29 protein-coding genes are annotated in these 26,283 nt (G+C 71.9%); 9 read left to right on the forward strand and 20 right to left on the reverse strand.

What is annotated here, in order from left to right:
* Nucleotides 1–11: 11 nt before the first annotated feature.
* From ACPT94_RS02925 to ACPT94_RS02990, 14 genes are all read right to left on the reverse strand, one after another.
* Nucleotides 12–851, reverse strand: a complete 840-nt coding sequence (locus tag ACPT94_RS02925) for a TIM barrel protein (protein ID WP_425245005.1) — start codon at nt 849–851, stop codon at nt 12–14.
* Nucleotides 852–1,004: 153 nt separating this feature from the next.
* On the reverse strand, nt 1,005–1,775 hold the full coding sequence (locus tag ACPT94_RS02930) for a hypothetical protein (protein ID WP_425245006.1): 771 nt from the start codon (nt 1,773–1,775) through the stop codon (nt 1,005–1,007).
* Between the two features lie 42 nt (nt 1,776–1,817).
* Complete coding sequence (locus ACPT94_RS02935; RefSeq protein WP_425245007.1) at nt 1,818–2,426, reverse strand: hypothetical protein; 609 nt, start codon at nt 2,424–2,426, stop codon at nt 1,818–1,820.
* Nucleotides 2,399–3,673: an MCE family protein gene (locus tag ACPT94_RS02940; RefSeq protein WP_425245008.1), complete on the reverse strand. Its 1,275-nt coding sequence runs from the start codon at nt 3,671–3,673 to the stop codon at nt 2,399–2,401. Before ACPT94_RS02940 ends, ACPT94_RS02935 begins: the two co-directional genes overlap by 28 nt.
* The gene (locus ACPT94_RS02945) at nt 3,670–4,965 is read right to left on the reverse strand and encodes an MCE family protein (RefSeq protein WP_360330450.1); all 1,296 of its coding nucleotides are present in this window, start codon (nt 4,963–4,965) and stop codon (nt 3,670–3,672) included. The genes ACPT94_RS02940 and ACPT94_RS02945 overlap by 4 nt, the downstream gene beginning before the upstream one ends.
* On the reverse strand, nt 4,962–6,098 hold the full coding sequence (locus ACPT94_RS02950; RefSeq protein WP_425245009.1) for an MCE family protein: 1,137 nt from the start codon (nt 6,096–6,098) through the stop codon (nt 4,962–4,964). The genes ACPT94_RS02945 and ACPT94_RS02950 overlap by 4 nt, the downstream gene beginning before the upstream one ends.
* Nucleotides 6,095–7,225, reverse strand: coding sequence for an MCE family protein (locus tag ACPT94_RS02955; RefSeq protein ID WP_425245010.1), 1,131 nt, complete (start codon nt 7,223–7,225; stop codon nt 6,095–6,097). The genes ACPT94_RS02950 and ACPT94_RS02955 overlap by 4 nt, the downstream gene beginning before the upstream one ends.
* Complete coding sequence (locus tag ACPT94_RS02960; RefSeq protein ID WP_425245011.1) at nt 7,222–8,265, reverse strand: MCE family protein; 1,044 nt, start codon at nt 8,263–8,265, stop codon at nt 7,222–7,224. Before ACPT94_RS02960 ends, ACPT94_RS02955 begins: the two co-directional genes overlap by 4 nt.
* A complete protein-coding gene (locus tag ACPT94_RS02965; RefSeq protein ID WP_425245012.1) occupies nt 8,262–9,509 on the reverse strand; it encodes an MCE family protein in 1,248 nt (415 codons plus the stop codon). The genes ACPT94_RS02960 and ACPT94_RS02965 overlap by 4 nt, the downstream gene beginning before the upstream one ends.
* A gap of 5 nt (nt 9,510–9,514) precedes the next feature.
* Nucleotides 9,515–10,330, reverse strand: a complete 816-nt coding sequence (locus ACPT94_RS02970; protein WP_425245013.1) for an MlaE family ABC transporter permease — start codon at nt 10,328–10,330, stop codon at nt 9,515–9,517.
* 3 nt (nt 10,331–10,333) lie between these two features.
* Nucleotides 10,334–11,104 (reverse strand): MlaE family ABC transporter permease, encoded by a 771-nt coding sequence (locus ACPT94_RS02975; RefSeq protein WP_425245014.1) that lies wholly within the window; start codon nt 11,102–11,104, stop codon nt 10,334–10,336.
* Nucleotides 11,101–12,066, reverse strand: coding sequence for an ABC transporter ATP-binding protein (locus ACPT94_RS02980; RefSeq protein WP_425245015.1), 966 nt, complete (start codon nt 12,064–12,066; stop codon nt 11,101–11,103). The genes ACPT94_RS02975 and ACPT94_RS02980 overlap by 4 nt, the downstream gene beginning before the upstream one ends.
* Nucleotides 12,067–12,168: 102 nt before the next feature.
* Nucleotides 12,169–13,245 carry a sigma-70 family RNA polymerase sigma factor gene (locus ACPT94_RS02985; RefSeq protein ID WP_360330428.1) on the reverse strand — a complete coding sequence of 359 codons (1,077 nt, stop codon included), beginning with the start codon at nt 13,243–13,245 and terminating at the stop codon, nt 12,169–12,171.
* A 92-nt stretch (nt 13,246–13,337) separates the two neighbouring features.
* On the reverse strand, nt 13,338–14,420 hold the full coding sequence (locus ACPT94_RS02990) for a lytic transglycosylase domain-containing protein (RefSeq protein WP_425245016.1): 1,083 nt from the start codon (nt 14,418–14,420) through the stop codon (nt 13,338–13,340).
* Between the two features lie 196 nt (nt 14,421–14,616).
* Between ACPT94_RS02990 and ACPT94_RS02995 the strand changes: the two genes are divergently transcribed.
* From ACPT94_RS02995 to ACPT94_RS03020, 6 genes are all read left to right on the forward strand, one after another.
* On the forward strand, nt 14,617–14,865 hold the full coding sequence (locus tag ACPT94_RS02995) for a YkoF family thiamine-binding protein (protein ID WP_425245017.1): 249 nt from the start codon (nt 14,617–14,619) through the stop codon (nt 14,863–14,865).
* Nucleotides 14,862–15,230: a helix-turn-helix domain-containing protein gene (locus ACPT94_RS03000; protein WP_360330419.1), complete on the forward strand. Its 369-nt coding sequence runs from the start codon at nt 14,862–14,864 to the stop codon at nt 15,228–15,230. Before ACPT94_RS02995 ends, ACPT94_RS03000 begins: the two co-directional genes overlap by 4 nt.
* A gap of 74 nt (nt 15,231–15,304) precedes the next feature.
* Complete coding sequence (gene uraD, locus ACPT94_RS03005) at nt 15,305–15,814, forward strand: 2-oxo-4-hydroxy-4-carboxy-5-ureidoimidazoline decarboxylase (protein ID WP_425245018.1); 510 nt, start codon at nt 15,305–15,307, stop codon at nt 15,812–15,814.
* Nucleotides 15,815–15,821: 7 nt separating this feature from the next.
* Complete coding sequence (uraH, locus tag ACPT94_RS03010; protein WP_360330413.1) at nt 15,822–16,223, forward strand: hydroxyisourate hydrolase; 402 nt, start codon at nt 15,822–15,824, stop codon at nt 16,221–16,223.
* A 1-nt stretch (nt 16,224) separates the two neighbouring features.
* The gene (gene pucL / locus ACPT94_RS03015; protein ID WP_360330410.1) at nt 16,225–17,127 is read left to right on the forward strand and encodes a factor-independent urate hydroxylase; all 903 of its coding nucleotides are present in this window, start codon (nt 16,225–16,227) and stop codon (nt 17,125–17,127) included.
* Nucleotides 17,128–17,155: 28 nt separating this feature from the next.
* Nucleotides 17,156–18,526: an 8-oxoguanine deaminase gene (locus ACPT94_RS03020; protein WP_425245019.1), complete on the forward strand. Its 1,371-nt coding sequence runs from the start codon at nt 17,156–17,158 to the stop codon at nt 18,524–18,526.
* Between the two features lie 193 nt (nt 18,527–18,719).
* Here the strand turns inward: ACPT94_RS03020 and ACPT94_RS03025 are convergent, their stop codons facing one another.
* Nucleotides 18,720–18,905 (reverse strand): hypothetical protein, encoded by a 186-nt coding sequence (locus ACPT94_RS03025; protein ID WP_425245075.1) that lies wholly within the window; start codon nt 18,903–18,905, stop codon nt 18,720–18,722.
* Nucleotides 18,906–19,012: 107 nt separating this feature from the next.
* Here ACPT94_RS03025 and ACPT94_RS03030 point away from each other — a divergent pair, with 107 nt between their 5' ends.
* A complete protein-coding gene (locus tag ACPT94_RS03030; RefSeq protein WP_425245020.1) occupies nt 19,013–20,644 on the forward strand; it encodes a serine/threonine-protein kinase in 1,632 nt (543 codons plus the stop codon).
* A gap of 13 nt (nt 20,645–20,657) precedes the next feature.
* On the opposite strand, the gene ACPT94_RS03035 is transcribed toward ACPT94_RS03030, so the two are convergent.
* Nucleotides 20,658–21,449, reverse strand: a complete 792-nt coding sequence (locus tag ACPT94_RS03035; protein ID WP_425245021.1) for an AraC family transcriptional regulator — start codon at nt 21,447–21,449, stop codon at nt 20,658–20,660.
* Nucleotides 21,450–21,537: 88 nt separating this feature from the next.
* On the opposite strand from ACPT94_RS03035, the gene ACPT94_RS03040 reads away from it, so the two are divergent.
* The gene (locus ACPT94_RS03040) at nt 21,538–22,398 is read left to right on the forward strand and encodes an NAD(P)H-binding protein (RefSeq protein ID WP_425245022.1); all 861 of its coding nucleotides are present in this window, start codon (nt 21,538–21,540) and stop codon (nt 22,396–22,398) included.
* 67 nt (nt 22,399–22,465) lie between these two features.
* Here the strand turns inward: ACPT94_RS03040 and ACPT94_RS03045 are convergent, their stop codons facing one another.
* Entirely contained in the window at nt 22,466–23,803 is a 1,338-nt protein-coding gene (locus ACPT94_RS03045; RefSeq protein ID WP_425245070.1) for an MFS transporter, read from the reverse strand.
* 203 nt (nt 23,804–24,006) lie between these two features.
* Here ACPT94_RS03045 and ACPT94_RS03050 point away from each other — a divergent pair, with 203 nt between their 5' ends.
* Complete coding sequence (locus tag ACPT94_RS03050; RefSeq protein WP_360330398.1) at nt 24,007–24,408, forward strand: winged helix-turn-helix transcriptional regulator; 402 nt, start codon at nt 24,007–24,009, stop codon at nt 24,406–24,408.
* 16 nt (nt 24,409–24,424) lie between these two features.
* Here the strand turns inward: ACPT94_RS03050 and ACPT94_RS03055 are convergent, their stop codons facing one another.
* From ACPT94_RS03055 to ACPT94_RS03065, 3 genes are all read right to left on the reverse strand, one after another.
* Nucleotides 24,425–24,847: an acyl-CoA thioesterase gene (locus ACPT94_RS03055; RefSeq protein ID WP_425245023.1), complete on the reverse strand. Its 423-nt coding sequence runs from the start codon at nt 24,845–24,847 to the stop codon at nt 24,425–24,427.
* A 58-nt stretch (nt 24,848–24,905) separates the two neighbouring features.
* The gene (locus tag ACPT94_RS03060; RefSeq protein WP_425245024.1) at nt 24,906–25,574 is read right to left on the reverse strand and encodes a hypothetical protein; all 669 of its coding nucleotides are present in this window, start codon (nt 25,572–25,574) and stop codon (nt 24,906–24,908) included.
* Nucleotides 25,575–25,680: 106 nt separating this feature from the next.
* Entirely contained in the window at nt 25,681–26,280 is a 600-nt protein-coding gene (locus ACPT94_RS03065) for a histidine phosphatase family protein (protein WP_425245025.1), read from the reverse strand.
* Nucleotides 26,281–26,283 lie beyond the last annotated feature (3 nt).

Below are 26,283 nucleotides of genomic sequence, written 5' to 3' on the forward strand. Positions count from 1 at the left end.
CTTCCGCTGGGTCAGTGCGATCCGCGTGCCTCGCGCGGCAGCCAGTCGAAGGCCTCCGTGCCCGGACGGTCGCCCGGCTTGTACTCCAGCCCGACCCGGCCCTCGTAACCGGCCTTCCGCACCTGGTCGAGGAGGTCCGCCAGGGGGAGCGTGCCCGTGCCGGGGGCGCCGCGGCCGGGGGTGTCGGCGATCTGGACGTGGCCGGTCCGGTCGGCGTACCGCTCGATCACCGACGGCAGGTCCTCGCCGTTCATGGACAGGTGGTAGAGGTCCATCAGGAACCTGGCGTTGCCGAGCCCGGTCGCCCGGTTGACCTCGTCGACGACGGCGACGGCGGCGGGGGCGCTCACCAGCGGGTACAGCGGCGACTCGGGCCGGTTCAGGGCCTCGATCAGCAGGACCGCGCCGATCCGGTCGGCGGCCCGTGCCGCGAGCACCAGGTTCTCCAGCGCCAGCGCGTCCTGCTCGGCCGGGTCCACGCCGTCGACGCGGTTGCCGTACAGCGCGTTGAGCGCGCCGCAGCCGAGGGCCTCGGCGAGGGCGGCGGCCACGTCGATGTTGGCGCGGAACCTCTCCGACTCCTCGCCAGGGATCGACAGGGCGCCGCGGTCCGGGCCCGGGAGCCGGCCGGCGTAGAGGTTCAGGCCCGTGAGCCGGACGCCCGCGTCCTCGATCGCCCGCTTCAGCGCGTCGAGCTCGGACCGCTCGGGGGTGGGGCTGTCGACCCAGGGCCACCACAGCTCGACCGCGGTGAAACCGGCCGCGGCGGCGGCCGCGGGGCGCTCCAGGAGCGGGAGTTCCGTGAAGAGGATTGACAGGTTGACGGTGAAACGCTGCTCTGCGCATCCCATGGGGACCGGCGCTCCCTTCCTGGATGTATTTCGTATCGTGGAATTCTGTTTCTGAATAATGGAAGAATGCCGCTCGTGGGGAACGGCTGTCAAGAGCCGGGAACAGAAAGAGCCCCCGCGCGGTCTCACGCGGGGGCTCTGCCGGGGATCAGGTCAGAGAGCGTCGACGGCGCTCACCTTCCAGCCGGCGGAGGTACGGGACATCGTCATCCGCACCCGGTTCAGATCCACGCGGGACCCCGTGACCTGAGTGCTCTCGGTGACCTGGTTGACGAAGAGCAGCACGACGACCCGGTCCGGCGAGGCCGACACCACGGAGGCCGCCGGGGCGCCACCGTCGGGCGGTTCCACCACCGTCGCCTTCACCACCCCGTCGTACTTCTCGGCGGTCGGCCCCACCACCGCCTTCGTCGTCCTGGCGTACTCGTCGCGGAACTTCCCGGTCAGCAGGGCGCGCGCCCGGGCGAAGTCGCGGTCCAGGTGGCGGTGGTCGTACGACAGCACGACGGGCGCCGCCTCACGCGCCGCCGCGAGCGCCTGCTCGCGGGCCTGCTCAGTGGCCCGTCCCTCGCGGAACTGCCACCCGAGGACGGCCACCGCGACCAGGCCTGCCACGAGGAGCAGCGCGAGGGACGCCGTCAGCACCCTGCGGCCCCGCCCGGGGCGGGCCGGCAGCACGTCGTCGTCCTCGGCGGAGTCCGGTCGCGGCTCCGGCGGGTCGTCCCAGCCGTCCGGCGGTTCGATGAGCACGGTGCGTCCGGACGTCTGGTCCTCGGCCCGCCGTGGCTCCTTCCCCTCGTCCACCTCGTTCTCGTTGATCCGCTCGGCGCGCTCCGCACGCTTGGCCGCCGCCCGGGCCGCCGCGCTCAGGGCGCGCCGGGTGGGCGAGCCGGAGCCGCGGGGCTTGGAAGTCAGGTTCGCCACGGTCGTTCTCCTTACTGGTCGTACAGCGGGGCGGACGGCGGGTCAGCCGACGAACTCCACGTCGGACGTCAGCCAGCGGCCGTTCTCCAGGACGAGGTCGAGTTGCAGGCGGTACGTGCGGGGCTCGCCCCGGGGCACGGCGACATTGGTGACCTTGCTGTCGGCGACCACCTGCACACGGGCCGATCGGTCGTCGGCCCGGACGATGCCCGCCTCCAGCACCTGGCCTTCGGACACCGACTTGTTCTGCGCGACCAGCTCGGTCAGCTCCGTGGTCTGCGCGGCGAACTGCTCCTTGAACTCGCCCGTGGCGCCCTTGAGCACGTTCTGGCTGTCCCGGTCGTAGTGCCGGTAGTCGAGCGAGGTGAAGTTCAGCGCCGACTGACGGGCCGCCGCGAGGATGTCCTGGCGGCGCTGCTCCGCCTGGCGCTGCTCGTACACCCGCACGCTCAGCCAGACGGCCGCCGCCGTCGTCAGCACCGTCGCCGTCACCAGCCCCGCCGGCAGCAACCGGGCGCGCACGAGGCCTCGGCCACGGGCGTCCGCCCGCCCGGCCAGGAGCCGCAGCAGCGGCCGTACCAGCCGTGCCGGCGAGCTGAGGAACGCCGCGAACAGGCTCCCGTTCACGCCATCGGTCCGACGAGCAGCCATTGCCAGGACTCCTTTCCGAACACGGCCTGCTGGCCGCCCGTCGAGCCGATCTCGACGGATCTTCCGTCCGGCCCCGTCGCGAGACCGGTCTGCGGGTCGTACGGCGAGACGTACGCGGCCCGGTCGGCGCCCTTCGCGCCGGACCGTGCGCCGGGGGCGTTCTGCGCACCCCGCACCGAGCTGTCGCTGCCACGCGGCTCCGTGCAGCGCGCCTCGGTGTTCGCCGGGCGGGTGCTGGTGTCCGCCGGGTCGCGTCGCGGGGTGTCGTATCCCCGCGTGCACGACGGCGGATCGTCGGCGTCGACCACCAACCCGAAGTGGGTGGTGCCGTCGCCGGGGAGGACGGTGTAGCTGTCGGAGACCACCACCGGGAAGGTGACCAGGGCCTGTTCCACTCCGGGCAGCCGCGCCAGCGTGACCTGCCCGCCGCTGATCAGGTTCGCCAGCAGGACCGACAGCCTGGGGCCGGTCGACTTCAGCAGCGAGTTCACCTCGTGGGCGGCCGGCGTCGCGTTGCCGATCAGTTTGCGCAGGTCGCCGTCGCTCGCCTTCAACTGCGCGGTGAGCGCGGCGAGGTCACGCGAGAACGACTTGATCGACGAACCCTGGTCGGCCTGCGTCTTCAGGACCGTCCGTGAGTCCTCGATGAGGTCGATCGTCTCCGGCAGCGCGTCGGACGCCGACTCGACGAGCGCGTTGCCCGAGTCCACGAGCCGGCTGAGGTCCGGCCCGGTGTCGGCGAAGGCCTTGCCCAACTCGTCCACGGTGACCCGCAGATCGTCCTTGCCCACCGAATTCACCAGCCGGTCCAGGCTCACCACCATGTCCGTGGTGGGCAGCGGCACCCGGGTCCTGCCGCGCGGGATCGTGCTGCCCGCCAGCAGATAGGGGCCGTCCGCCCGGCGCGGCTGCAGATCGACGTACTGCTCGCCCACCGCCGAACGGTTGGCCACCACGGCGAGGGTGTCCGCCGGGATGCGCGCGCCGTCCTCGATCTCCAGCGCCACCGAGACACCGCCGTCGCCGCTCAGCCGCAGCGCGCCGACCCGGCCCACCGGCACCCCGCGGTAGGTGACCTCGGCACCGGTGTAGATGCCCCCGGAGTCGGCGAAGTCGGCCCGCACGGTGTAGCCGCGGCCGAGCAGCCCGTCCACCAGGCCCGTGTACTCGGCGCCGACGTACGACACCCCCACCGCGGTGACGGTGGCGAAGGCCAGCAGCTGCGCCTTGACCGTACGTGTGATCACGGCAGTATCCCCTTCAGCAAGAGCTCCGCGAGCGCGAGGTCGATGCCCGGCCGGAGGCCGTCGGCGGCGCGCCCGTCCCCGTACGCCGCCTGCGTGCCGGTGCACACGGGCGGGCACAGCGGGCCGCCGCCGTCGCCGGAGGGTGCCGACGGCTCGGCGGGCGTGTCCGGCAGGCCCGGGGTGCCCGGCAGAGCGGGCTTCGGTACGCCAGGCACCTTCGGGAGGTCCGGCAGCTCCGGCGTGTCCGGGAGGCCGGGTGTCTTCGGGGAGTCCCCGCTCCCGTGTGGCGCGTCGGCGAGGTTGCCGTAGATGCTCGACAGATCGAGGTCGGCGGTCACCGCCAGATTGACGTAGTCGCCCTTGACGGCGTCCACGGCGTTGCGTGGGAACGGATAAGTGGTCAGCAGTTCCAAGGAGTTGGGCAGGTCGTTGCCCGCCTTGTTCAGCTGGACGAGGATCGGCCGCAGTGCCTTGAGGTCGGCGACCGTGTCGTCGTGCGACGCGTTCACGACCTTCGTGCCCGCCGTGCCGAGGTCGGACAGGGCCGTGAGCATCTTGGTCAGATCCCGTCTCTGGTCGGCGAGGACCTTCAGCGCGGGCGGCAGGGTGTCGACGGCCACGGCGATGGTCTTCTTCTCCTTCGCCAGCCGTTTGGCGAGCCGGTCGATGCCCTCCAGGGCGCGGACGATCTCCTTGCGCTGCCCGTCCAGGCCGCCGAGGAACGTGTTCAGCTCCTTGAGCAGCCCCTTGACCCGGTTCTCCCGGCCCTCCAGCGCCTTGTTCAGCTCCACTGTGATCGTCTTCAGCTGGGCCACGCCGCCGCCGTTGAGCAGCGCGGACAGCGCGGACAGCACCTCCTCGATCTCGGGGTTCCGGCCGCTGCGGGCCAGCGGGATCCGGTCGCCGTCCCGGAGCCGGCCGACGGGCGCGGTGCCCATGGGGGAGGTCAGCGCCACATACTTCTCGCCGAGCATGCTCGTCTGCCGCAGCTCGGCCACCGCGTTGCCGGGCAGCTTCACCGAGTCGGCGACCCGCAGCCGCACCGTGGCGTGCCAGCCGTCCAGCTCCACCTTCTCGACGGCGCCCACGGTGACGTCGTTGACCTTCACCGCGGACTGCGGCACCAGGTCCAGGACATCGCGGAACTCGACGGTGACCCGGTAGGCGTCACCGTCCGCGGCGGCGCCTCCGGGCAGCGGCACGTCGTACCAGCCGTTGAACTGGCAGCCGGACAGCAGCAGTGAGCCGGCCGCCGCCCAGGCGACGGTCCTCGTCGTGGGAATCCCGCTCATGCGTCGGCCTCCAGGATTCCGCCCAGCGTCCGGTCGACCGGGCCCGTGCTCGGCACGGCCGGGGCCTTCGGCACCTCGGGCAGGGAGTCGAACAGCTTCTCCAGCTCCCGGCAGTCAGGGTTCTTGCCGCCCTCGTCCCCGGTCGTGCGCAGGATGGAGCACAGCAGCGCGGCCGGGTCCTGCGGATGGTCGGGGTTGTTGCGGGTGTCGAGGGTGCCGGAGGACGGGTTGCCGGCGTTCTGGAGGTTCGACAGGCCCGTCGGGGCGACCTCCAGCAGCTCCTCCAGTGCCGCCCGCTGGGTGACGAGCACCTCGGTGACCTTGCTGAGCCCCTTCACGTTCGACGTCAGTGACTCCTTGTTCTTCTTCACGAAGCCGGACACGTCACCGAGCGCCGTGCCCAGGTGCTTCAGGGCCTCCGCCAGGTCCTTGCGTTCATCGGCGAGTTGACCGGCGACCTTGGCGAGCGTGGTGTTGAACGACCGCACGCTCTTGTCGTCGGCCGCCAGCGCCGCGGTGAACACCTGAAGGTTCCGTACGGTGCCGAACAGATCGCTCCGGCCGTCGGAGAGCGTGGTGACCGCCAGCGAGAGGTTCTCGACCGTCTGGTGGAGGTCCTCGCCCTGGCCCTCCAGGTTGTCCGCGCTCACCCCGAGCAGCCGCGCCAGCGAGCCGTCCTCGTTGGCCCCCTTCGGGCCGAGCGCCTCCGACGTGGTGTGCAGGCTGTCGAAGACACGGTCCAGCTCCACGGGTACGGCCGTGCGCGACTCGGGGATGACGGCGCCGTCCCGGAGCGCCGGACCCTCGCGGTACACCGGCAGCAGCTGCACGTAGCGGTCGCTGACCACCGAGGAGTTGATGATGGCGGCCTGGGCGTCCGCCGGGACCTTGCGGCCCGCGTCGTACTCCAGCACCACCCGCACCCGCCCACCCTCCGGCGTGATCTCCGCGACCTCGCCGATCCGGACGCCGAGGACCCGGACGTCGGAGCCGGGGTAGATGCCGACGGTGCGCGGGAAGTACGCGGTGACCCGCACGGTCTCCGACCGAGGCCACACCACGAACGCGGCGCCGACGACGAGGGCGAGGACGACGACGACCGCCCGCCGCCCCGTGATCCTGGGCTTCTTCACCGGTCTCCTCCCGTCCGGGGCACCACCGGGGCGGCGACCAGGTTCTGGACGTAGCTGTCGAACCAACGGCCGTTGCCGAGAGTGTTGGTGAACAGGCGCACATACGGCGCGAGCAGCTTGACGCTCCGGTCCAGGCTCGACTGGTTCCGTTCGAGCATCTCGACGACGCGGTTCAGGCCCTTGAGCGCGGGCCCGATCTCCTTGTCGTTGTCCTCGACCAGCCCGGAGAGCTGGATGCCGAGCGCGGCCGAGGTGGTGAGCAGCTTGTTGATCGCCTTGCGCCGCTTGCTGATCTCCTTGAACAGCTTGTCGCCGTCGCCGACCAGCGCGGTGAGGTCCGCGGACCGCTCGGCCAGCACCCCCGTCACTCCGCTCGCGTGGTCGAGCAGCCCGCGCAGCTCCTTGTCCCGCTCGGCCACCGTTTTGGAGATCTTGGACAGGCCCTTGATGGAGGCCCGTACTTCCTCGGGGGAGTCCTCGAAGGTGGTGGAGATCGTGTTCAGGGCCTTGGCCAGCCGCTCCGTGTCCACCTCCTCCGTGGTGGTCGTGAGGTCGCTGAATGCCTGCACGACGTCGTACGCCGGGACCGTTCGCTTCAGCGGGATCTCACTGCCGGGAGCGAGCCGGCCCGGCCCCTCGGGGTGCAGGGCCAGGTACTTCGCCCCGAGGATCGTCTTCACCCGGATCGACGCGCCGGTCGTGGTGCCGAACTCCGGGTCGCCCTTGATCTTGAAGGTCACCTTGACGTGGTCGCCGTCCAGATCGACCTCCTCGACCTTGCCGACCCTGACCCCGGCGATGCGCACTTCGTCGCCCGGCTTGAGCCCGCCCGCCTCCGCGAAGGCGGCGCTGTAGGTCTCGCCGCCGCCGATCACCGGAAGGTCGTCGGCGTTGAACGCGGCGACGGTCAACAGCGCGAGCGCGGTGAGCCCGGCGGCGCCGACCACCACGGGGTTGTTCCCCCACTGCCCGAAAGGCGTGGGAGGTGCCCCCACACGGAACGGCTTCAGGCGCGGGCGTCGCAGCTCCGGACGGGGCAGCTTCGGCCGGGGCAGCTTCGGCCGGGGCAGCTTCGGACGGGGGAGCTTCGGACGGGGGAGCTTCGGACGGGGGACTTGGAGTTTCATCCGCCGCACCTCGCCCGCGCCACATGCAGCTCCGGAGTGAGCACCTCCCGCGTCTTCGGCAGCACGATCCGGCCGTCGAAGTCGCAGAGGTAGAAGTTGAACCAGGAGCCGTAGGACGCCGTCCCGGTCAGCTCGTTGAGCTTGTTCGGCAGCCGCCTCAGCACGCCCTCCACGGTCTTCTCGTTGTCGTTCAGCGTTCCGGTGAGCTCGGTCAGCCCGGCGATGTCGTCCTTGAGCGGCGGGCGGGCGTCCGCGAGCAGCCCGGAGGTGGCCTCCGTCAGGTCGCCGATGCTCACCAGGGACTCGCCGAGGGGCTTGCGGTCGGCGGACAGGCCGGAGATCACCCGCCGCAGCTGCTTGAGCAGGTCGGAGAACCGGCCGCCGCGCTGGTCGAGCGTCTCCAGGACGGAGTTGAGATTGTTGATCACGGATCCGATCAGCTGGTCGCGCCCGCCGAGTGTGGTGGTGAGCGAGGCCGTGTGCGCGAGCAGGCTGTTCACGGTGCCGCCCTCGCCCTGCAGCGTCTTGATGATCTCGGTGGCGAGCTGGTTGACGTCCTGCGGACTGAGTGCGGCGAACAGCGGCTTGAAGCCGTTCAGCAGCACGTTGAGGTCCAGCGCCGGCTGGGTCCTCGACAGCGGGATACGCCCGCCGGGCGGCAGCCGGGTGCCGTCGCCGGTGCCCTCGGTCAGCGCGATGTACCGCTGCCCGACCAGGCTCCGGTAGCGGACCACCGCGCCGGTGCTGGTGAGCAGCGGTCGGTCCGCGCTGACCGTGAAGGCGACCTCCGCCAGCGTCCGGTCCTTGATCCGGATGTCCTCGACCTCGCCGACCCGCACCCCGGCGACCCGGATGTCGTCGCCCTCCTCCAGGCCCGTGACATCGCTGAACACCGCACGGTAGGTGTGCTCCGGCGAGAAGTCGAGGTTGACGATGGTGGCGGCGAGCAAGGTGGTCGCCAGGATCGTCACCACCGCGAAGAGACTGAACTTGACCAGTGGCGCGGCGGTCTGCCGCGCTGCCGTCGTCCTCACGCTCATGCGACGCTCACCGTCGTCCCCCGGGCCAGGGGCCCGAACAGCAGCGTCGCGACGGGCGGCACCTCGTCCGCCGGTACGCCCATGACGGGTGCCACGAGCGAGCCGACCGCCCGCTGCTCGGCCTCGGTGGCGGACACGTCGATCCCTCCGGGCAGCACACTGCCGGCCCTCCCTGACTTCGTACCGTCGTCGAGCTTGGTGGGTGGTGCGGGCACCGTCGGGTGGGGCAGGCCCCGGCAGTCGGGCCCGGACCGCTCGCCGTAGCGCGGTTCCTCGCCCGGTTCGTACGCGGGCCGCCGGCGGACGACTTCCAGGGTGATCCGCATCTTCCCGCCCCGGAACGCCTCCTCCGACACCTTCTCCTGCCGGACCAGGCCCTCCAGCAGACACGGGTACTGGGGCGAGTAGCGGGCGAACAGCTCCAGCGTGGGCCGGGACACCCGGCCGAGGGTGATCAGCCGGTCCCCGTCGGTGTCCAGGAAGTCCTCGGCGGTGCCCGCGACGCCGGTGGTCGAGGCGAGCGCGGCGGCCAGCCGGTCCCGCTTCTCGACGATCGTGCGGCTGGTGGTGACGGTGTTGCGCAAAATCGCCATCAGGTCGGGCGCCGCGTCCCCGTACGTCTCGACGACGTCCGCGAACCGCGAGATGTCCTCCTCCAGCGAGGGCAGATGCGGGTTGAGGCGCCGCAGATAGTCCTCCACGCGGGTGAGGTTGTCGCCGATCCGGTCGCCGCGTCCCTCGAGCGCGCCCGCGAACGCCGAGAGGGTGGCGTTGAGCTCGCCGGGTCTCACGGCCCGCAGCAGCGGCAGCAGGTCGTTCATCAGCTGCTGCAGCTCCATGCCGGCCCGCGTGCGGTCCTGGGTGATGACGTCGCCCGCGCGGATGGCCCGGGCGGACGAACCGCGGGGCACGACCAGGTCGACGTACTTCTCGCCGAACAGTGTCTTCGGCAGCAGCCGCGCGTGCACGTCCGCCGGGATGAGCCGCACGTGCTCCGGCTTGAGCGCGATGTCGAGCGTCGCCTTCCTGCCGTCCGCGCGCACCCCGCGCACCTCCCCGACGAGCAGCCCCCGCAGCTTGACGTCCGCGCGCCGGTCGAGCTGGTTGCCGAGGCCGTCGGCCTCCAGCGTGACCCGCACGACGGGCGTGAACGCCTGCTGGTAGACGGCCACGGCCAGCGACAGCAGCAGCGCGAGCACCGCGATGAAGGCGACTCCGTACAGCCGCAGTCTCAGCACTCTCATCGATGTCACCCCGCGATCCGTACGGTCGTGTTGGCGCCCCAGATCGCCAGGGACAGGAAGAAGTCCACGACGTTGACGGCGACGATGGAGGTGCGCACCGCGCGGCCCACCGCGACGCCGACGCCCGCCGGGCCGCCGCTCGCGTAGTAGCCGTGGTAGCAGTGCACCAGGATGATCAGCACGGCGAAGACGATCACCTTGCCGAACGACCAGAACACGTCGACGGGCGGCAGGTACTGGTGGAAGTAGTGGTCGTACGTGCCCGTCGACTGCCCGTAGTAGCCGGTGGTGATGGTTCGGGCGGCGAGGTACGAGGACAGCAGCCCGACGACGTACAGCGGGATCACCGCCACGAAGCCGGCGATCATGCGCGTGGTCACCAGGAACGGCAGCGAGGGCACGCCCATCACCTCCAGGGCGTCGGTCTCCTCGCTGATCCGCATCGCGCCGAGCTGCGCGGTGAATCCGGCGCCGACAGTCGCGGACAGCGCGAGCCCGGCCACCAGCGGGGCGATCTCGCGGGTGTTGAAGTACGCCGACAGGAACGCCACGAAGTTGGACGTGCCGAGCTGGTTGAGGGCGGCGTAGCCCTGGAGGCCGACCTCGGTGCCGGTGAAGAACGACAGGAAGGCGATCACGCCGACCGTGCCGCCGACCACGGCGAGCGCGCCCCGGCCGAAGCTCACCTCGGCCAGCAGCCGCAGGATCTCCTTCTTGTAGCGGCGCAGGGTGCGCCCGGTCCAGGCCAGGGAGCGGCCGTAGAAGGAGAGTTGGGCACCCAGCTTCTCCAGGGAGCGCAGGGGGCGTTGCAGAAGTCCCATGTGCTAACCCCTCTGCGGGACGACCTGGAAGTACACCGCGGTCATCACGAAGTTCGTCACGAACAGCAGCATGAAAGTGATCACCACGGACTGGTTGACGGCATCGCCGACGCCCTTCGGGCCGCCCTTCGCGGTCAGTCCCTTGTACGAGGCGACGATCGCGGCGATCGCCCCGAACACCAGCGCCTTGACCTCGGCCGCCCACAGGTCGGACAGCTGGGCGAGCGTGGTGAAGGAGGCGAGGTAGGCGCCGGGCGTGCCGTCCTGGAGGACGACGTTGAAGAAGTAGCCGCCCGCGACACCGACCACCGACACCAGGCCGTTGAGCAGCACCGCGACGACCATCGACGCCAGCACGCGCGGCACCACCAGCCGGTGGATCGGGTCGATGCCGAGCACCTGCATCGCGTCGATCTCCTCGCGGATCTTCCGCGCCCCGAGGTCCGCGCAGATCGCGGTGCCGCCCGCGCCGGCGATGAGCAGCGCGGTGACGATCGGCGAAGCCTCGCGCAGGACCGCCAGCACCGAGGCGGCACCGGAGAACGACTGCGCCCCGAGCTGCCGGGTCAGGCTGCCGATCTGGAGCGCGATCACCGCGCCGAAGGGGATCGAGACGAGAGCGGTGGGCAGGATCGTCACGGACGCGATGAACCACGCCTGCTGGATGAACTCCCGTACCTGGAAAGGGCGTCGCGGCAGGGTCCGCAGGATGTCCAGGGCCATCGCGAACAGGTTGCCCGAGTGCCGCAGCGCCCCGGTCGGAGACAGGCTCACGCGTCCGCCACCTCCTTCCGGCGCAGTTCGGTCTCCCGTCTCGCGATCGCCTCCCAGCGGGGCGGCCGGGTGATGCCGGGGCCCGGCAGCAGACGGGGAGTCAGTGCCTGGCCGCCGGGAGTTCCGGTGACCTTGCCGCCGCGGCCGCCGCCTTCGCCTTCGCCGAGCTGGGCCAGCTCCTGCTCGACCTGGGCGGCGTCCTTCTCCTCCGCCATGCCGATCGGCCCCTGCATCCGGCCGTTCAGGAACTGTCGTACGACGGGCTCGTCACTGGTCAGCAGCTTCTCGCGGGGCCCGAACACGACCAGCTCACGGCGGAACAGCAGCCCGATGTTGTCCGGGACCTGGCGCGCCGAGGCGATGTCGTGCGTGACGATCAGGAAGGTCGCGTCGATCTGTGCGTTCAGGTCGACGATCAGCTGGTTGAGATACGCGACGCGCACCGGGTCGAGACCCGAGTCCGGCTCGTCGAAGAGGATGATCTCCGGGTCGAGCACCAGCGCCCGTGCCAGCCCGGCCCGCTTGCGCATTCCGCCGGAGATCTCGCCGGGCAGCTTCCCCTCGGCGCCGATCAGCCCGACCATGTCCATCTTCTCCAGCACGATGCGCCGGATCTCGCTCTCGGGCTTGCGGGTGTGCTCGCGCAGGGGGAAGGCGACGTTGTCGTACAGGTTCATCGACCCGAACAGCGCGCCGTCCTGGAACAGCACACCGAAGAGCTTCCGCACCTCGTACAGGTCGTTTTCCCGCAGCTTGGTGATGTCCCGGCCCGCGACCCGGATCGAACCCCGGTCCGGCTTCAGCAGCCCGACGAGCGTCTTGAGGAACACGGACTTGCCCGTCCCCGAGGGGCCGAGCAGCACGGAGACCTCCCCGGCGGGCAGCGTCAGCGAGACGTCCTGCCAGATGACCTGGTGACCGAAGGACTTGGTCAGTCCCTCCACACAGATCTCGACACCCATCCGGTCCACCCTTCAGCCGGCTGTGGAGCAGCTTTGACATCTGCTCTACGGGGCTGGGCGGGGTGTCCGTCGCGACGGACCCGGATTTTTTTCGAGGAGGGGCTACGGCAGCGCGCTCACCGGGGCGGAGGGCAACGCGGGGGCCTCCGGAGCGTCCGGAGCCTCCGGAGCGTCCGGGGTGTCCGCGACCTCGGGCAGAGCGGGGATGTCCGGCACGGTCCGCGGAAGGTCGACCGTGTCCGGGGCCTGGAGGGCGACGGGGAGGTCCGGCACCCCCGGTGCGACGTCCGGCACCTCGGGAGCGGGCAGCTGCGGCCCCACGGACAGCTCGACCTCCGGCAGGGACGTCACCGACAGCGGCAGCAGCGCCCCCTCGCCGGGGGCGGGCGTCGCCCGCGGAGCAGCGGGCGACGAGACCGCCGGACGCCCGTGTCCGTGCGAGGGCGGCACACGGTCCTCGTTGTACGGCCGCTGCCAGGCCTCCGGGGCCGGCGAGACGGAGGGCTGCGGTCCCGTGCCCCGACCGTCCCAGTCGTGGACGTACGGCAGGGCGAACCCGGCCACCACCAGGGTCGCCGCCGTCGAGGCCACCGCCACGGCCTGGGCGTGGCCGCCCGCCCGCGGCCTGCCGCGCCCACACAGGAAGAGGGCCAGGCCCAGCGTGCCGGCGAGCGAGTTGCGCAGCGTCCGCCGGGCGCGGGCCAGCAGTGACTCGACGGTCCGGTAGCTCAGGCCCATCCGGACGGCGACCTGGTTGACGTCCAGGTCCTCCGACTTCAGCCTCAGCGCCTCTGCCTGGCGGGCCGGCAGTTCCCCGCTGCGGACGGCGAGCCACTTGGCCTCGGCCCGGTCGCACACCACTTCCTCGACCGGCACCGGGCCCGGCTCCACCAGCGTGGGGCTGCGGTGGACCTCGGCCTCCCGGCTGACCTGGCGGTGGCGGTCGACGCACAGCCGCATCGTCACCGTGGTCAGCCACGCGGCCAGCCGCTCGTCGTCCAGGTCCGGGCGCTCCGCGGCGCGCAGCATCGCCTCGTGCACCGCGTCCTCGGCGTCCTCCAGGCTCACCGACCTGCGGCGCGCCACCTTGAGCAGGTGCTCGCGATGGCACCACATACGCTGCCAACGGTCGTGGGCCGCCTGTATCTCCGTCTCCGCAGGCATGTCCGTCGTCGCCATGAGGGCCCCTTCGCGCTCACCCGCCGGGCCGGTGCTTCCCGACGGGTGGCGACATTACCGCCGAGTATCCGCGGTTGAGGAGAGGGCAGCCGCTATCGAGTCGGCAACGGTCCGTCATCACCCCCGACCAGCGGCAGCGCATCGTCCGGGGACAGGCCGACGCCGGTGCTGGGGAGCGGGGCCACGGGCTCCTCCGGCTCCTCGGGCGCGATCGCCGTACGAGACGGGCCGGGGGAGGGCGAGGAGGGTGCGACCGGGGCCGTCGGCGTGGGCGAGGCGCCGCCCCGTTCCGAGCGTGGTGACGGTTTCGGAGCGGGCGTGGCGGACCGGGTCCGCGACGGCGCCGGGGAAGGCTCGGCGGGGGAGGCGGCGGCGTCGGGAACGACCCGGTGCCCGTCGAGCAAGTACTCGTACCAGGCCCGGACCGTCCGCAGATAGGCCCGGGACCGGTTGTAGCCGAGGATCGCGCGATCCAGGTCGGCGGGCTGGGACAGATCCCGGTCGCCCGCGCACAGGTAGCGTCCGGCGGCGAGCGCGGCGTCGTGGACGTTGTTCGGGTCGGCGCGGCCGTCGCCGTTGCCGTCCGCACCCCAGACCGCCCAGGTCGACGGGATGAACTGCATCGGGCCGACCGCCCGGTCGTACGCCGTGTCGCCGTCGTGTGCGCCGCCGTCGGTGTCCCGGATCTCGGCGAATCCGTCGCCGTCCAGCCGCGGGCCGAGGATCGGCGTCAGCGTCGTGCCGTCCGCCGCGACCCGGCCGCCGCGCGCCTGCCCGGACTCCACCTGGCCGATCGCGGCCAGCAGCTGCCAGCGCAGACCGCATCCCGGGTCGGTCCGCGCGAGCTCCTCCTCGGCCCGGCGGTAGGCGGCGAACACGCTCGCCGGCAGCGCCCCGGCGACGGGCGCCACCCCGGCTGTCCGCTTCTCGGCCTCCCGCCGCTCCGGGCCCCGCAGCGGCGGGAGCTCCGTGCGGTACGGAGTGTCGCCCGACACGCTCGGCACGCGCTCGACGGGCGCCTCCGGCGCGGGCTGCGTGGCCCGCGCGGTCACCGCCCCCGGTGCCTGCGAGGCGGTCAGCGCGGCCATGGCCGCCACCGCGATCGCCGTTGCCCTGCCCCGTCTGACTGCCCGCTGCGCCATGTCTGCGGTCCCCTCCTGCGCGGAATCGGTCATCTGCTCTGCTCTACGGGGAGACGTGGGGGTTCCGTCGCGGCAACCGCGGGATCCGTCGCGGCGAACCGGGCTCTCCGTCAAGGGCAGGTGCGGGGCACCGTTCGGTTAAGGTCGACACCGAACGGCCGGGGCGGACCCGTCCCTGACCGCGGACCTGGCGGAACGCGCCGGCCGGAGCGGATGCCATGGGGGCACAGTGCGATTGAGAGTGGAGTTCACGACCGAGCCCTTCGACCTCGAAGAGGCGCCCGCGCACGCGCTGGCCGCCCGTGAGGTGATCGAGGCGGCCGACCTGGACGCGGTCGACGTCGGGCCGTTCGGCAACACCGCGGAGGGCGGCGCCGACGTGGTGCTCGCCGCCGTGGACGCCCTGCTGCGCAAGTCGCTCGGTGCGGGCGCCACCCGGATCTCGCTCCAGGTCAACGTCCTCGAGGAGGGCCAGTGAGCGGCGCCGGCGACGAGCCCTTCATCACGGCCGTGAAGCCACTGGTCGACGCCATGGGTGGCGAGATGCTCCCGCCGGACGAGGCCGGCCCCGACGACGTCGTCCTCTCCTGGGAGGGCGCCGAGGCCGTCGCCGTACGGCTGCCCCAGCTCGCCGACTCCCTCGACCACATCCTCGCCGCCATGGAGCGCAAGAAGGGCAAGCCGCTGGCCGACCTGGACCGCAAGGCCAAGCAGGAGGTCGTCCGGATGCTTGAGGCGCGCGGCGCCTTCTCCGTGCGACACGGCGTGGAGACCGTGGCGAGCGCGCTCGGGGTCAGCCGCTTCACCGTCTACAACTACCTCAACCGGGAGAAGGACGGCTGACCGGAGGCTCTCCGTAACGCCGATTTTTCAACAAACTGTTGACGTGTTGTGTGTGGAGGGCGTTAGCTGTCGGCATGACGTCGACTGCCAAGCCCTCGGGGCTCACCCGCCTCAACGCCCTGGAGGAACAGGCGGCCCGGGCCGAGTTGCACGAGGTCTGCGCGGCCACGGCCTGGGTGGAGCGGCTGCTCGGCGCCCGCCCCTACGCCACCGCCGCCGACCTCTACGGGGCGAGCGACGCCGCCATGGCCGAGCTGACCGCCACTGATCTGGACGAGGCGATGGCCGGGCACCCCCCGATCGGCCGCCCCAGGCCCGGCGACCCGACGTCCGCCCGAGAGCAGCGCGGTATGGCCGGGGCCTCCGAGGAACTCAGGGCGGAGATGCTCGAACTGAACCTGGCCTACCAGGAGAAGTTCGGCCATGTCTTCCTGATCTGCGCCACCGGCCGCACCGGCGAGCAGATGCGCGACGCGGTCAGGGAACGGATCGGCAACACGCCGGAGCGGGAGCGGGAGATCGTCCGAACCGAGCTGGGCAGGATCAACCGTGTCCGCCTGGCCCGACTCGTCGAAGAGGACTGAGAGCAGCATGAGCACCAGCACCACCGCCTCGGTGTCCACGCACATCCTGGACACCAGCGTCGGCCGCCCCGCCCAGGGTGTCTCCGTCCACCTGTCCGCCCGCTCGGGGCGTGCCGCGGACTGGCGGGCACTCGGCGGCTCCGCGACCGACGCGGACGGACGGTGCAGGGACCTCCCGGACCTGCCGGAGGGGACGACTCACGTACGGCTCGACTTCGCGGTCGAGGCGTACTTCGAGAACATCGCGAAGAAGCAAGCCGATGCGCAGCAGGACGCCCCCGCGAATCGGGACAGCGGTGCCGTGTTCTTCCCGGAGGTGGCGATCACCTTCGCCGTGAACCCCGGCGAGCACTACCACGTGCCGCTGCTGCTCAACCCGTTCGGCTACTCCGTATACCGAGGGAGCTAGCATGCCCATTCTGGGACAGAACCAGTACGGCAAGGCCGAGAACCGAGTCGTCAGGATCACGCGGGACGGCGCCACCCACCACATCAAGGACCTGAACGTCTCGGTGTCGCTGAGCGGCGACATGGACGAGGTCCACTACTCCGGCTCGAACGCCCACGTCCTGCCGACCGACACCACCAAGAACACGGTGTACGCCTTCGCCAAGGAGTACGGCATCGAGTCCGCCGAGCAGTTCGGCATCCACCTCGCCCGCCACTTCGTCACCTCGCAGGAGCCGATTCACCGGGCCCGCATCCGCATCGAGGAGTACGCCTGGGAGCGCATCGAGCACTCCGGCAGGGGCGCGCACTCCTTCGTCCGCACGGGCCAGGAGACCCGGCTCGCCCAGATCACGTACGACGGTGCGTCGTGGGAGGTCGTCTCCGGTCTGAAGGACCTGACCGTCATGAACTCGACCGACTCCGAGTTCTGGGGCTACGTCAAGGACAAGTACACGACGCTTCCGGAGGCGTACGACCGTGTCCTCGCCACGTCCGTCTCGGGTCGCTGGCGCTTCAACTGGTCCGGCGACGCGCCGTCGGCGCCCGACTGGGACGAGTCCTACGCACAGGTCAGGCAGCACCTGCTGCAGGCCTTCGCGGAGACGTACTCCCTGTCCCTCCAGCAGACCCTGTACGCGATGGGCGCGCGCATCATCGACCACCGCGACGAGATCGACGAGGTCCGCTTCTCGCTCCCCAACAAGCACCACTTCCTGGTGGACCTGGAGCCGTTCGGGCTGAAGAACGATACCGCCGACGGAGCGGTGTACTTCGCCGCCGACCGCCCCTACGGCCTGATCGAGGCGACCGTCCTGCGGGACGGCTGCGAGGCGAGGATCCCGGCGGACCTGACCAACCTCTGACGCGGACACGGAAAGTAGAGGACGAACGATGGCTCAGCGCATCGTCATCGAGAACGCGGCGATCGCGACCGTGGACGCGCAGGACACCGAGTACCCCTCGGGTCACGTCGTCCTGGCGGACAACCTGATCGAATCGGTCGGCGAAGGCCGGGCCCCCGAGGGCCTGGCGGACGTCGTACGCCGCGTCGACGGCACCGGCCACCTGGTGACCCCCGGCCTGATCAACACCCACCACCACTTCTACCAGTGGATCACCCGGGGCCTGGCCACCGACCACAATCTCTTCAACTGGCTCGTCGCGCTCTACCCCACCTGGGCCCGCATCGACGAGCCGATGGTGCGGGCGGCCGCGCAGGGTTCGCTCGCGATGATGGCCCGCGGCGGCGTCACCACGGCCATGGACCACCACTACGTCTTCCCGCGGGGCTCCGGCGACCTCTCCGGCGCGATCATCGGCGCCGCCCGCGACATGGGCGTCCGCTTCACCCTCGCCCGCGGCTCCATGGACCGCAGCGAGAAGGACGGCGGCCTGCCCCCGGACTTCGCCGTCGAGACCCTGGAGGGCGCCCTCACCGCCACCGAGGAGACCGTACGGCAGCACCACGACGCCTCCTTCGACGCGATGACCCAGGTCGCCGTCGCCCCCTGCTCCCCCTTCTCCGTCTCCACCGAACTGCTGCGTCAGGGCGCGGAGCTGGCCCGGAGTCTCGGCGTGCGCCTGCACACCCACGGCTCGGAGACCGTGGAGGAGGAGAAGTTCTGCCACGAGCTGTTCGGCATGGGCCCGACCGACTACTTCGAGTCCACCGGCTGGCTCGGCGAGGACGTGTGGATGGCGCACTGCGTCCACATGAACGACTCCGACATCGACGCCTTCGCCCGCACGAGGACCGGCGTCGCCCACTGCCCGTCCTCCAACGCCCGCCTCGCGGCGGGGATCGCGCGGGTCCCCGACATGCTCGCCGCCGGCGTCCCGGTCGGCCTCGGCGTCGACGGCACCGCGTCGAACGAGTCCGGCGAACTCCACACCGAGCTGCGCAACGCGCTCCTCATCAACCGCCTCGGCGTCCACCGCGAGGCCGCCCTGACCGCCCGTCAGGCCCTGCGCCTCGGCACCTACGGCGGCGCCCAGGTCCTGGGCCGCGCCCGCGAGACCGGATCCCTGGAGCCGGGCAAGCTGGCCGACCTGGTGCTGTGGAGGCTGGACACCCTCGCCCACGCCTCCATCGCCGACCCGGTGACCGCGCTGGTCTTCGGCGCGGCGGCCCCGGTCACCGCCTCCTTCGTGAACGGCCGTCAGATCGTCGAGAACGGCCGCCTGCTCACCGCCGACGAGGACGCGATCGCCCGCTCGACGCGGGCGGAGGCGCAGCGGCTGGCCGAGATCGCCGGTCACTGAACAAGACAGCGTTGTACGGCACTTGAACTCCGGTCGGGAGGGACGGCTCCCGACCGGCAGCCGTGGACCCGAGCGGGGTCCATGGCGGCCGTGCCCGGGGTGCGTGCTGGACGCACGCGCCCCGGGAGCTCCCCTCCCTCGGTCCCGCACGACCGCGCACCACCTTCATGAAACCCATGTCAGAGCCGACGTGTTAACCGACCGGAGGAGCCGCCGTGTCCCCGCCGCCCGCAATGTCGACGACACCCACCCCAGCGACGACGTCCACCCCGTCGACGAGAAACTCCCCGCCGTGCAGATGGCGACCACCGGCCTGCAGCACGTGGCCGCCATGTACGCGGGAGCCGTCGGCCCACCCGATCGTCCTGGACTGGGGCATCTCGCCCAGTTGATCGGAGCTTTCCGCATCCGAATTCCGCTTAGGCTTCTGCCTCGGTCAACTCACGATTGACCAGGGATTCAGGGGATGAGGGGGGAAGCGGGCCGATGAACAACGCGACCGAGGTGTTCCAGCCACTGCAGGCGGACGACCCGCCCGTCGTGGCCGGCTACCGCCTGGCCGCTCGGCTCGGCGCTGGGGGCATGGGCCGGGTCTATCTGTCGCACACGCAGGGCGGCCGACCGGTGGCGATCAAGGTGGTACGGCCGGAACTGGCCGACGATCCGGCCTTCCGGCGACGATTCCGCCGGGAGGCGGAGGCGGCCCGGCGGGTGCGGGGCGCGTACACCGCCGAGCTGATCGACGCCGACGCGGACGGCGTACCGCCCTGGCTGGCCACGCTCTACGTGCCCGGCCCCTCCCTGACGGAGGCCGTCGCCCGGCGCGGACCGCTGCCGGTGCCCGCGGTGCTGTGGCTGATGGCGGGGGTGGCCGAGGCGCTGCAGGCCATCCACGGTGCGGGCATCGTGCACCGGGACCTCAAGCCGTCGAACGTGTTGCTGGCCGCCGACGGGCCCCGGGTGATCGACTTCGGTATTTCCCTGGCTTCCGACTTCAGCTCTCACACAGCCACCGGCTCAGCCGTCGGCACGCCCCACTTCATGGCTCCCGAGCAGGCGTCCGGCGGTGAGGTCACGGCGGCGACCGACGTCTTCGCGTTGGGTCAGACGGCGGCATTCGCGGCGCTGGGCCGTCCGCTGTACGGGGACGGTTCCGCGGTCGGCGTGCTGTACCGGATCGTGCATGACCAACCCGACCTGTCCCTGCTACCCGAGCAGCTCCGTCCGCTGATCGCCCGGTGCCTGGCCGCCGCTCCGGGGGAGCGGGCCGGCTTGGCGGAGATCGTCGAGTGGTGTCGGCAGCGGCTGGGCGCGGACGCCGACGCGGGCGCCGGGCCGGCCGTCTGGCGGGACGTCATGGGGCCGGAGGTGATGGTTCCGGCTCCGCTCCCCGATCCCACCCCGGTGCACACGCAGCCGTTGGTCGCGCCGCTGCGGCCGCCGGCGCCGGACGAGCGCCGGGCGCGCAGGCGGCGTACCGCGCTCATCACCACCACGGCCGTGACGGCGGGGGCGATGGTGCTGACGGGCCTGGCGTGGACGGTCACGGACGCGGGGCACAGGTTCCGCGAATGGGTTGCGGGCGCACCGTCGACGCCCGGCTCGGAGGAGGGCGCACAGTCGTCGGCGTCGGATTCGCCGGCGGCATCCGCGCCGACCTCGGGGGCCGGTGGCGAGACATCCGGGACCGGTGGCCGGAAATCCGAAGCGTCGCAGCCTTCCCCGGCCGCCTCCAAGTCGCCGCAAGCCACCCCGTACCCCCTCGTCCTGCTGGACGGGAAGACCTCGCTGAGCTTCAAGGACCCACGCGTCCCGCGCGAGGACCGCAAGGGCGACATCCGCCTCGTGTGCGGGCAGACCTGCGCGCTGGAGAGCGACACGAGCGAGTTCGCCCTGCTGTACACAAAGCCGGGGGCCACCCTCGACTCGTGCCGTATCGCCCTCTCCGACCCCGAAGGCCGACGTCTCCCGCTGGCCGCGACGGCGAACGGCAGCGAGATCTGCATCAAGCACTCCTCCGGGGACATCGCGCTGTTCGTGATCCAGACCAAGTCGACCGCGCTGCCGAACATCGCCTTCGTGACCGGGGACATGACGATCTGGCGGGCGGCAGTCTGACAACCGTCGTACGTCAACGGCGGGCCAAGGCCTGGCAGGGCTGGGCGTCGGGAAGGCGGCCCGTGAAGAACGCCCCCGGCGGCACGCCCATGAGGGTGCGGAAGTCGGCGGTCATGTGCGACTGGTCGTAGTAGCCGGTGGCGGCGGCGAGTTCGGCCCAGGGGGCGGTGGTCGCGTGGGCCAGGACGTGTCGTACGCGGTGGATGCGGGCGTAGTGCTTGGGGGAGACGCCGACGCCCTCAGCGAACAGGTTGCGCAACTGTCGCTCGCTGACGGCGAGTTCGCGGGCGACCTCCTTCACGGGGGCGGAGGTGCGGTCGCGGTGGGTCGAGAGGGCGGCCACGGCGGCCCGCAACAGCCGGTCGCGGGAGGGCGCGGCGGGAGAGGGGAGTGTGGCCGCCAGGTGGGTCGCGAGCTCATCCTGCTCCAAGTCCACCAGGTCACGGGCCAGTTGGCGGGCTGTCGCGGACGGCAGTTCGCGCAGGGGCAGGACTCTGCCGACGAGGTCCATCGCCGGCACGCCCAGCAGCGGGCGCGCCGCGCCCGGTCCCAGGCGCAACTGCACGCAGGACACCACCCGCCTGTCCGCGTCCGCGTGGTACGAGGCACGGGTGCGCGGCCCGACGACCAGCGTGTCCCGCCGCCCGTCGTCCTCCACCCGTAAGACCACCTGCGTCGCGGTGTCCGGTACGTGCGTGAAGGCGTCCCGGAGCGGGCCGGTCACCCGCACCGACGCCATGTCGGTGATCCAGGGGCGGGCCGTCTCCGGGACGGGCAGGGACTGCTCGGCGAGGGCGTTCGTCACGCCCTTCACCGTAAGCGCGGGGCGGGCCCGCGGGGGCGGCCGAAGCGTGCCGGAATTTCCTAGAGACCGGAGGGCACCGCCCGTCACCGTGGAGTCCATGATCCTCGTGACCGGTGCAACGGGCACCATCGGCAGTGAACTCGTACGGCAGTTGGCGGCGCGTGGCGAGAAGGTGCGCGCCCTGGCCCGCGACCCCGCGAAGGCCCGCGTCCCCTCGGGAGTGGAACTCGTCCGGGGGGACTACGGCGACCCCGGGTCCCTGGAGGCGGCGACGGCCGGGGTGACGGCCGCTTTCCTGGTCGGCGTGCCCGGGCCGGACACCCGGTACGACCAGGACCTGGTCGCGGCGGCGGTGGCGGCGGGCGTGGGCCGGCTGGTGAAGCTCTCCGCGATCGCGACGGGCGACCCCGAGGTGGGCCCCTCCGGCGCGTGGCACCTCCCCGGTGAGCGGGCCGTGCGCGAGAGCGGGGCCGAGTGGGCGGTCCTGCGGCCCTCGTCCTTCGCCTCGAACACGCTGAGCTGGGCGGCGGCGATCCGGGCGGGCGAGCCGGTGCCCAACATGAGCGGTCCCGGTCGGCAGGGGGTGATCGACCCGCGGGACGTCTCCGAGGTGGCCGCGCGGGTCCTGGTCGACGGCCGGCTCGCGGGGCGGACGTACACGCTGACCGGGCCGGAGACCATCAGTGTCCCCGGCCAGGCCGCCGTCCTCGCCGAGATCCTTGGCCGGCCGGTCACGACGCGGGACCTCTCGCCGGAGGAGACGCGTGAGCACTTGCTGGCCTGGGGGCTCGCAGAGGCACAGGCGGAGGGTGTCCTGGCCGGCAGCGCCTTCGTCCGCCGGGGCGGCAACGCCGTCGTCACGGACGACGTGCCCGAACTGCTGGGGCGGCCGGCACGGACGTACCGCGAGTGGGCCGAGGACCACGAGGAGGCTTTCGGGGCGGGCTGAGTTCCGGGAAGGGGCGGCGGACATCACGGTCCACCGCCCCACCCCTACGGGGCACCGTGGGCCCCTTTCAGTGCCGCCGCTCCCGCAGCACCGCCGCCGCCAGCACCAGCGCCCCCGCCGCGATCACCGTCGCGACCCGGAACGCCAGCCGGTAGCCGTCCGCCGTGGCCGCCACCAGCTCCGTGCCCTCGGCGAGCAGACCGTCGGTGTGGCTCGCCGCCAGCACCGAGAGCACCGCCAGACCCAGCGAACCGCCCACCACCTGTGTGGTGTTGAAGAGCCCGGAGGCCAGTCCGGTGTCCTCCTCGCGCGCCCCGGACATGGCGAGCCCGGTCAGTGCGGGCATCGCTGCGGCGAAACCGGCGGCCAGGAGCAGCATGGGCGGCAGGACGTCCGCCGCGTACGAGCCGTCGGCCGGGGCACGGCTCAGCAGCGCCATCCCGGCGGTGATCAGGAGCAGCCCGGCCAGCAGCACCCGGTACGCGCCGAACCGGGCGATGGTCCGCGCCGACAGGCCCAGCATCAGCAGACCGATCGCGATCGGCGCCGGCAGGAACGCCGTACCGGTCGCCAACTCGTTGTAGCCCAGGACGCGTTGCAGGTACAGCGCGCCGATGAACTGGAAGCCGTACATCGTGGCGATCATCAGGATCTGGACGGCGTTCGCGCCGCTCAGCAGCCGGGAGCCGAACAGTCTCAGGCGCAGCAGGGGGCGTGCGGCACGGGCCTGGCGCAGGACGAACGCCACGAACAGCGCGCCGGCGAGCAGGGCCAGCAGTGCGGTGGCGGTGGCGTCGCGGTCGCCGGCGCCGACGATGACGTACACGGTGAGCATGAGGGCGCTCGTGACCAGGGCCGCACCGGGGTAGTCGGCGCCCTTGCCGAGCCCGGCGCCGTCGTCCGGCGCGAGGACACGGACGGCGGCGAGCCAGGCGGCGACGCCGATCGGCAGGTTGATCAGGAAGATCCAGTGCCAGCTCAGGGCCTGCGTCAGCGCCCCGCCGAGGAACGTGCCGAGCGCGCCGCCCGCCGCGCCGACGGCGCTGAACACCGCGATGGCGCGGGCCTGTTCACGGGGTTCGGGGAACAGCGCGACCAGCATGCCCAGGACGACCGCCGAGGTCATCGCCCCGCCCACGCCCTGCAGGGCACGCGCCGCGACGAGCATCCCCTGACTGGTGGCGACCCCGCACAGCACGGACGCCGCCGTGAACACCGCCAGGCCCGCCGCGAACATCCGTCTGCGCCCGACCAGGTCGCCGAGCCGGCCCGCCAGCAGGAGCAGCCCGCCGAAGGGGATCAGGTAGGCGTTGACGACCCAGGCCAGGCCCGGGCCGCTGAAGCCGAGGTCGCTCTGGACGGCTGGCATCGCCACGGTGACGATGTTGCCGTCCAGGATCGTCATCAGCGTGCCCGCGCACAGGACGACCAGGGACGCCCAGCGGGAGTACGTTCGGGGGTGTGACATCCGGTTCGGTGACTCGACCGTGAGGGACATGGCCTGCCGGCCTCCGCATTCTCCGTAGGAACCGTACGTGCCCTTGGTGCACGTCTTGTAACGGAGTTCATGGTGGGTCACCATGGGGAGGGCCGTAAGGAGGCAGTTCGATGTCCCAGAGGAACACCGGTGTTACCCCGCAGGTCGTGAACGCGCACGCGTGCCCGGTCCGTGAAGTTCTTGACAGGGTCTCGGGCAAGTGGAGCGTGCAGATCCTGGTCGCCGCCGCGCACGGCCCGATCCGCTTCACCGAACTGGAGCGCGGCATCGAGGGCATCAGCCGCCGGATGCTCACCCTCACCCTGCGCAACCTGGAGCGCGACGGACTCGTCACCCGCACCGTGCACCCCACGGTGCCGCCCAAAGTGGAGTACGAACTCACCCCCGTGGCACGGGAGTTGCACGAGACCCTGCAACGCCTGACCGACTGGGCCGAGCGCAACAGGGTCTACATCGCCGAGGCACGCGCGGCCTACGACGACGAGCACGCGCCGGAACTGGTCGACGCGTAGGCGGCGCCGGCGCCGGTCAGAGGCCGAACAGGCTCGGATCGGAGGCCAGCGCCTTGAAGTGGTCCTGCGGGTTCGCCACCATCCGCCGCTCCTTGAGGTCGAGCAGCCCGCCCACCGCCGTCAGCTCGGCCGCGACCGTGCCGTCCGTTTTGCGGATGGTCTGCTCGATGCGGAACGTCTTGCCTCCGCCCCATGCGAAGGAGCACGTCACGTCGACCTCGTCGCCGGCGAGAAGCTCGCTCTTGTAGCGGATCGTCGTCTCCAGGGCGACCGGTCCGACGCCCGTGCCGATCAGCCGGGCCTGGGTGATGCCGGCGGCCTGGAGCAGCGACCAGCGCGCGTGCTCCGCGTAGTTGATGTACACGCTCTGGTTGAGGTGGCCCTGTACGTCGGTCTCGTAGCCGCGGACGGTGATCCGGACGGAGAACGGCTCGCTCACTGCTTCCCCTGCTCGTCGACGAGTATCGATGCCCTGTCCACCGATCTTGACATGTCCGTCACACCCGGCGGGGCGAAGCCAGCAGATAGCGCGTTCTGGTGCGGGGTTCGGTGTGCTCGCCGACCTGCCAGCCGGCCTCTTCCAGTGTCGTCGCACAGGCCCGCAGTGTCCCGTCGTCCGGCCCGTGCACCGCGACGGCCTCCGGCTGCGGCGTCGCGCGCACCCGGTAGCCGTCGGCGTCCGGCCCGGCGGGGCGGTGCCCGGCCGCCTCCAGGGCGAGCGCGGCGGCCCGCACGAGATGCGTACGCTCCCAGCCGCACGGCCGGTCCACGGCCCCGTCCGGGTTGGTCATCCGGCGCAGCTCCAGCAGCCCCTGCCAGGCACTGTGCACCTCCCGTGCGCGGGACGGCCGCGTGTCCGGCCGCTCCTCGCCCCCGACCCGCGCGGCGAACACGCCGGTGTCCGCCTCCCGGGCCTCGGGCGCCGGAGCCTCGGAGGTGGGGGCCGAGGACGCGGAAGGCCCTGGCGCGGAGGGCTCGGGCGCCGCCTCCCGTATCCGGTGCCCCGCCGGCGTCAGGAAGTGGTCGTGCGGCGGGCGCGGGTGCCGGAAGGCGAGCCCCCGCTTCACCAGCGCCGCGAGCTGCGTCTCCGTACCCCTCAGGCGCCCGGTGACGGGATCGGCGGCGTCGATCACACGCCGCTGGGCGGCGGTCGGCGGTCGTGTCACGGCGTGCTCCTCCCGGTGCCCGGCATGCTTCCCCAAGGGCCCCGCAGCCGCTGCGATCAGCCCGTTCGAAGACTACGACGCCGGTCTGACAGTCGGCCCCGACCGCTCAGCCCGCCAGCCGGACGTTCCACCCGGCGATCACCGGCCGCCCGTGCTCCGTGCCCAGCCGGCACAGCGTCCCCGTCGCCAGCTGGAACAGCGCCCCGTGCGAGGCCGGCAGACCGAGCCGCCGCGCGGTGAGCACGCGCAGGAAATGCCCGTGCGCCACCAGCACCACGCACCCTTCCGTGTCGGCGAGCGCCGCGTCCACCTTGGCCAGCATTCGGTCCGCCCGCTGCCCGACCTGCTCCGGCGTCTCCCCGGGACGCTCCGGCGGCCCCGGCGCGACCCCGTCCGTGAACAGGAACCAGCCCGGCCGCTCACGCTGGATCTCGACGGTGGTCACGCCCTCGTAGCCGCCGTAGTCCCACTCCCGCAGGTCCGCGTCGACCCGCACCGAGCGCAGCCCGATCAGCTCCGCCGTCTCCCGCGCCCGCGACAGGGGGCTGACGAACGCGGCCCCGATCCGGTGCGAGCGGATGAGCGGCACCAGCCGCCGCGCCTCCTCCCGCCCGTGCTCGGTCAGCGGGACGTCCGTCGATCCGGTGTGCCGGCCGGACCGCGACCACTCGGTCTCGCCGTGCCGGACGAGGAAGAGATCACCCATGCC

This window comes from Streptomyces aurantiaciflavus, from assembly GCF_049808595.1.
Classification (GTDB): Bacteria; Actinomycetota; Actinomycetes; order Streptomycetales; family Streptomycetaceae; genus Streptomyces.

Bases quoted from the DNA above. Each gene is read 5' to 3' on its own strand.
- ACPT94_RS03050 (WP_360330398.1), top strand. From the start codon at position 24,007: ATGTCCCAGAGGAACACCGGTGTTACCCCGCAGGTCGTGAACGCGCAC.
- ACPT94_RS03045 (WP_425245070.1), bottom strand. From the start codon at position 23,803: ATGACGATCCTGGACGGCAACATCGTCACCGTGGCGATGCCAGCCGTC.
- uraH (WP_360330413.1), top strand. From the start codon at position 15,822: ATGAGCACCAGCACCACCGCCTCGGTGTCCACGCACATCCTGGACACC.
- uraD (WP_425245018.1), top strand. From the start codon at position 15,305: ATGACGTCGACTGCCAAGCCCTCGGGGCTCACCCGCCTCAACGCCCTG.
- ACPT94_RS03065 (WP_425245025.1), bottom strand. From the start codon at position 26,280: ATGGGTGATCTCTTCCTCGTCCGGCACGGCGAGACCGAGTGGTCGCGG.
- ACPT94_RS03030 (WP_425245020.1), top strand. From the start codon at position 19,013: ATGAACAACGCGACCGAGGTGTTCCAGCCACTGCAGGCGGACGACCCG.
- ACPT94_RS02980 (WP_425245015.1), bottom strand. From the start codon at position 12,066: ATGGGTGTCGAGATCTGTGTGGAGGGACTGACCAAGTCCTTCGGTCAC.
- ACPT94_RS02965 (WP_425245012.1), bottom strand. From the start codon at position 9,509: ATGAGAGTGCTGAGACTGCGGCTGTACGGAGTCGCCTTCATCGCGGTG.
- ACPT94_RS02990 (WP_425245016.1), bottom strand. From the start codon at position 14,420: ATGACCGATTCCGCGCAGGAGGGGACCGCAGACATGGCGCAGCGGGCA.
- ACPT94_RS02955 (WP_425245010.1), bottom strand. From the start codon at position 7,225: ATGAAACTCCAAGTCCCCCGTCCGAAGCTCCCCCGTCCGAAGCTCCCC.
- ACPT94_RS02985 (WP_360330428.1), bottom strand. From the start codon at position 13,245: ATGGCGACGACGGACATGCCTGCGGAGACGGAGATACAGGCGGCCCAC.
- ACPT94_RS02960 (WP_425245011.1), bottom strand. From the start codon at position 8,265: ATGAGCGTGAGGACGACGGCAGCGCGGCAGACCGCCGCGCCACTGGTC.
- ACPT94_RS03020 (WP_425245019.1), top strand. From the start codon at position 17,156: ATGGCTCAGCGCATCGTCATCGAGAACGCGGCGATCGCGACCGTGGAC.
- ACPT94_RS02925 (WP_425245005.1), bottom strand. From the start codon at position 851: ATGGGATGCGCAGAGCAGCGTTTCACCGTCAACCTGTCAATCCTCTTC.
- ACPT94_RS02970 (WP_425245013.1), bottom strand. From the start codon at position 10,330: ATGGGACTTCTGCAACGCCCCCTGCGCTCCCTGGAGAAGCTGGGTGCC.
- ACPT94_RS03025 (WP_425245075.1), bottom strand. From the start codon at position 18,905: ATGCCCCAGTCCAGGACGATCGGGTGGGCCGACGGCTCCCGCGTACAT.
- ACPT94_RS02935 (WP_425245007.1), bottom strand. From the start codon at position 2,426: ATGGCTGCTCGTCGGACCGATGGCGTGAACGGGAGCCTGTTCGCGGCG.
- pucL (WP_360330410.1), top strand. From the start codon at position 16,225: ATGCCCATTCTGGGACAGAACCAGTACGGCAAGGCCGAGAACCGAGTC.
- ACPT94_RS02945 (WP_360330450.1), bottom strand. From the start codon at position 4,965: ATGAGCGGGATTCCCACGACGAGGACCGTCGCCTGGGCGGCGGCCGGC.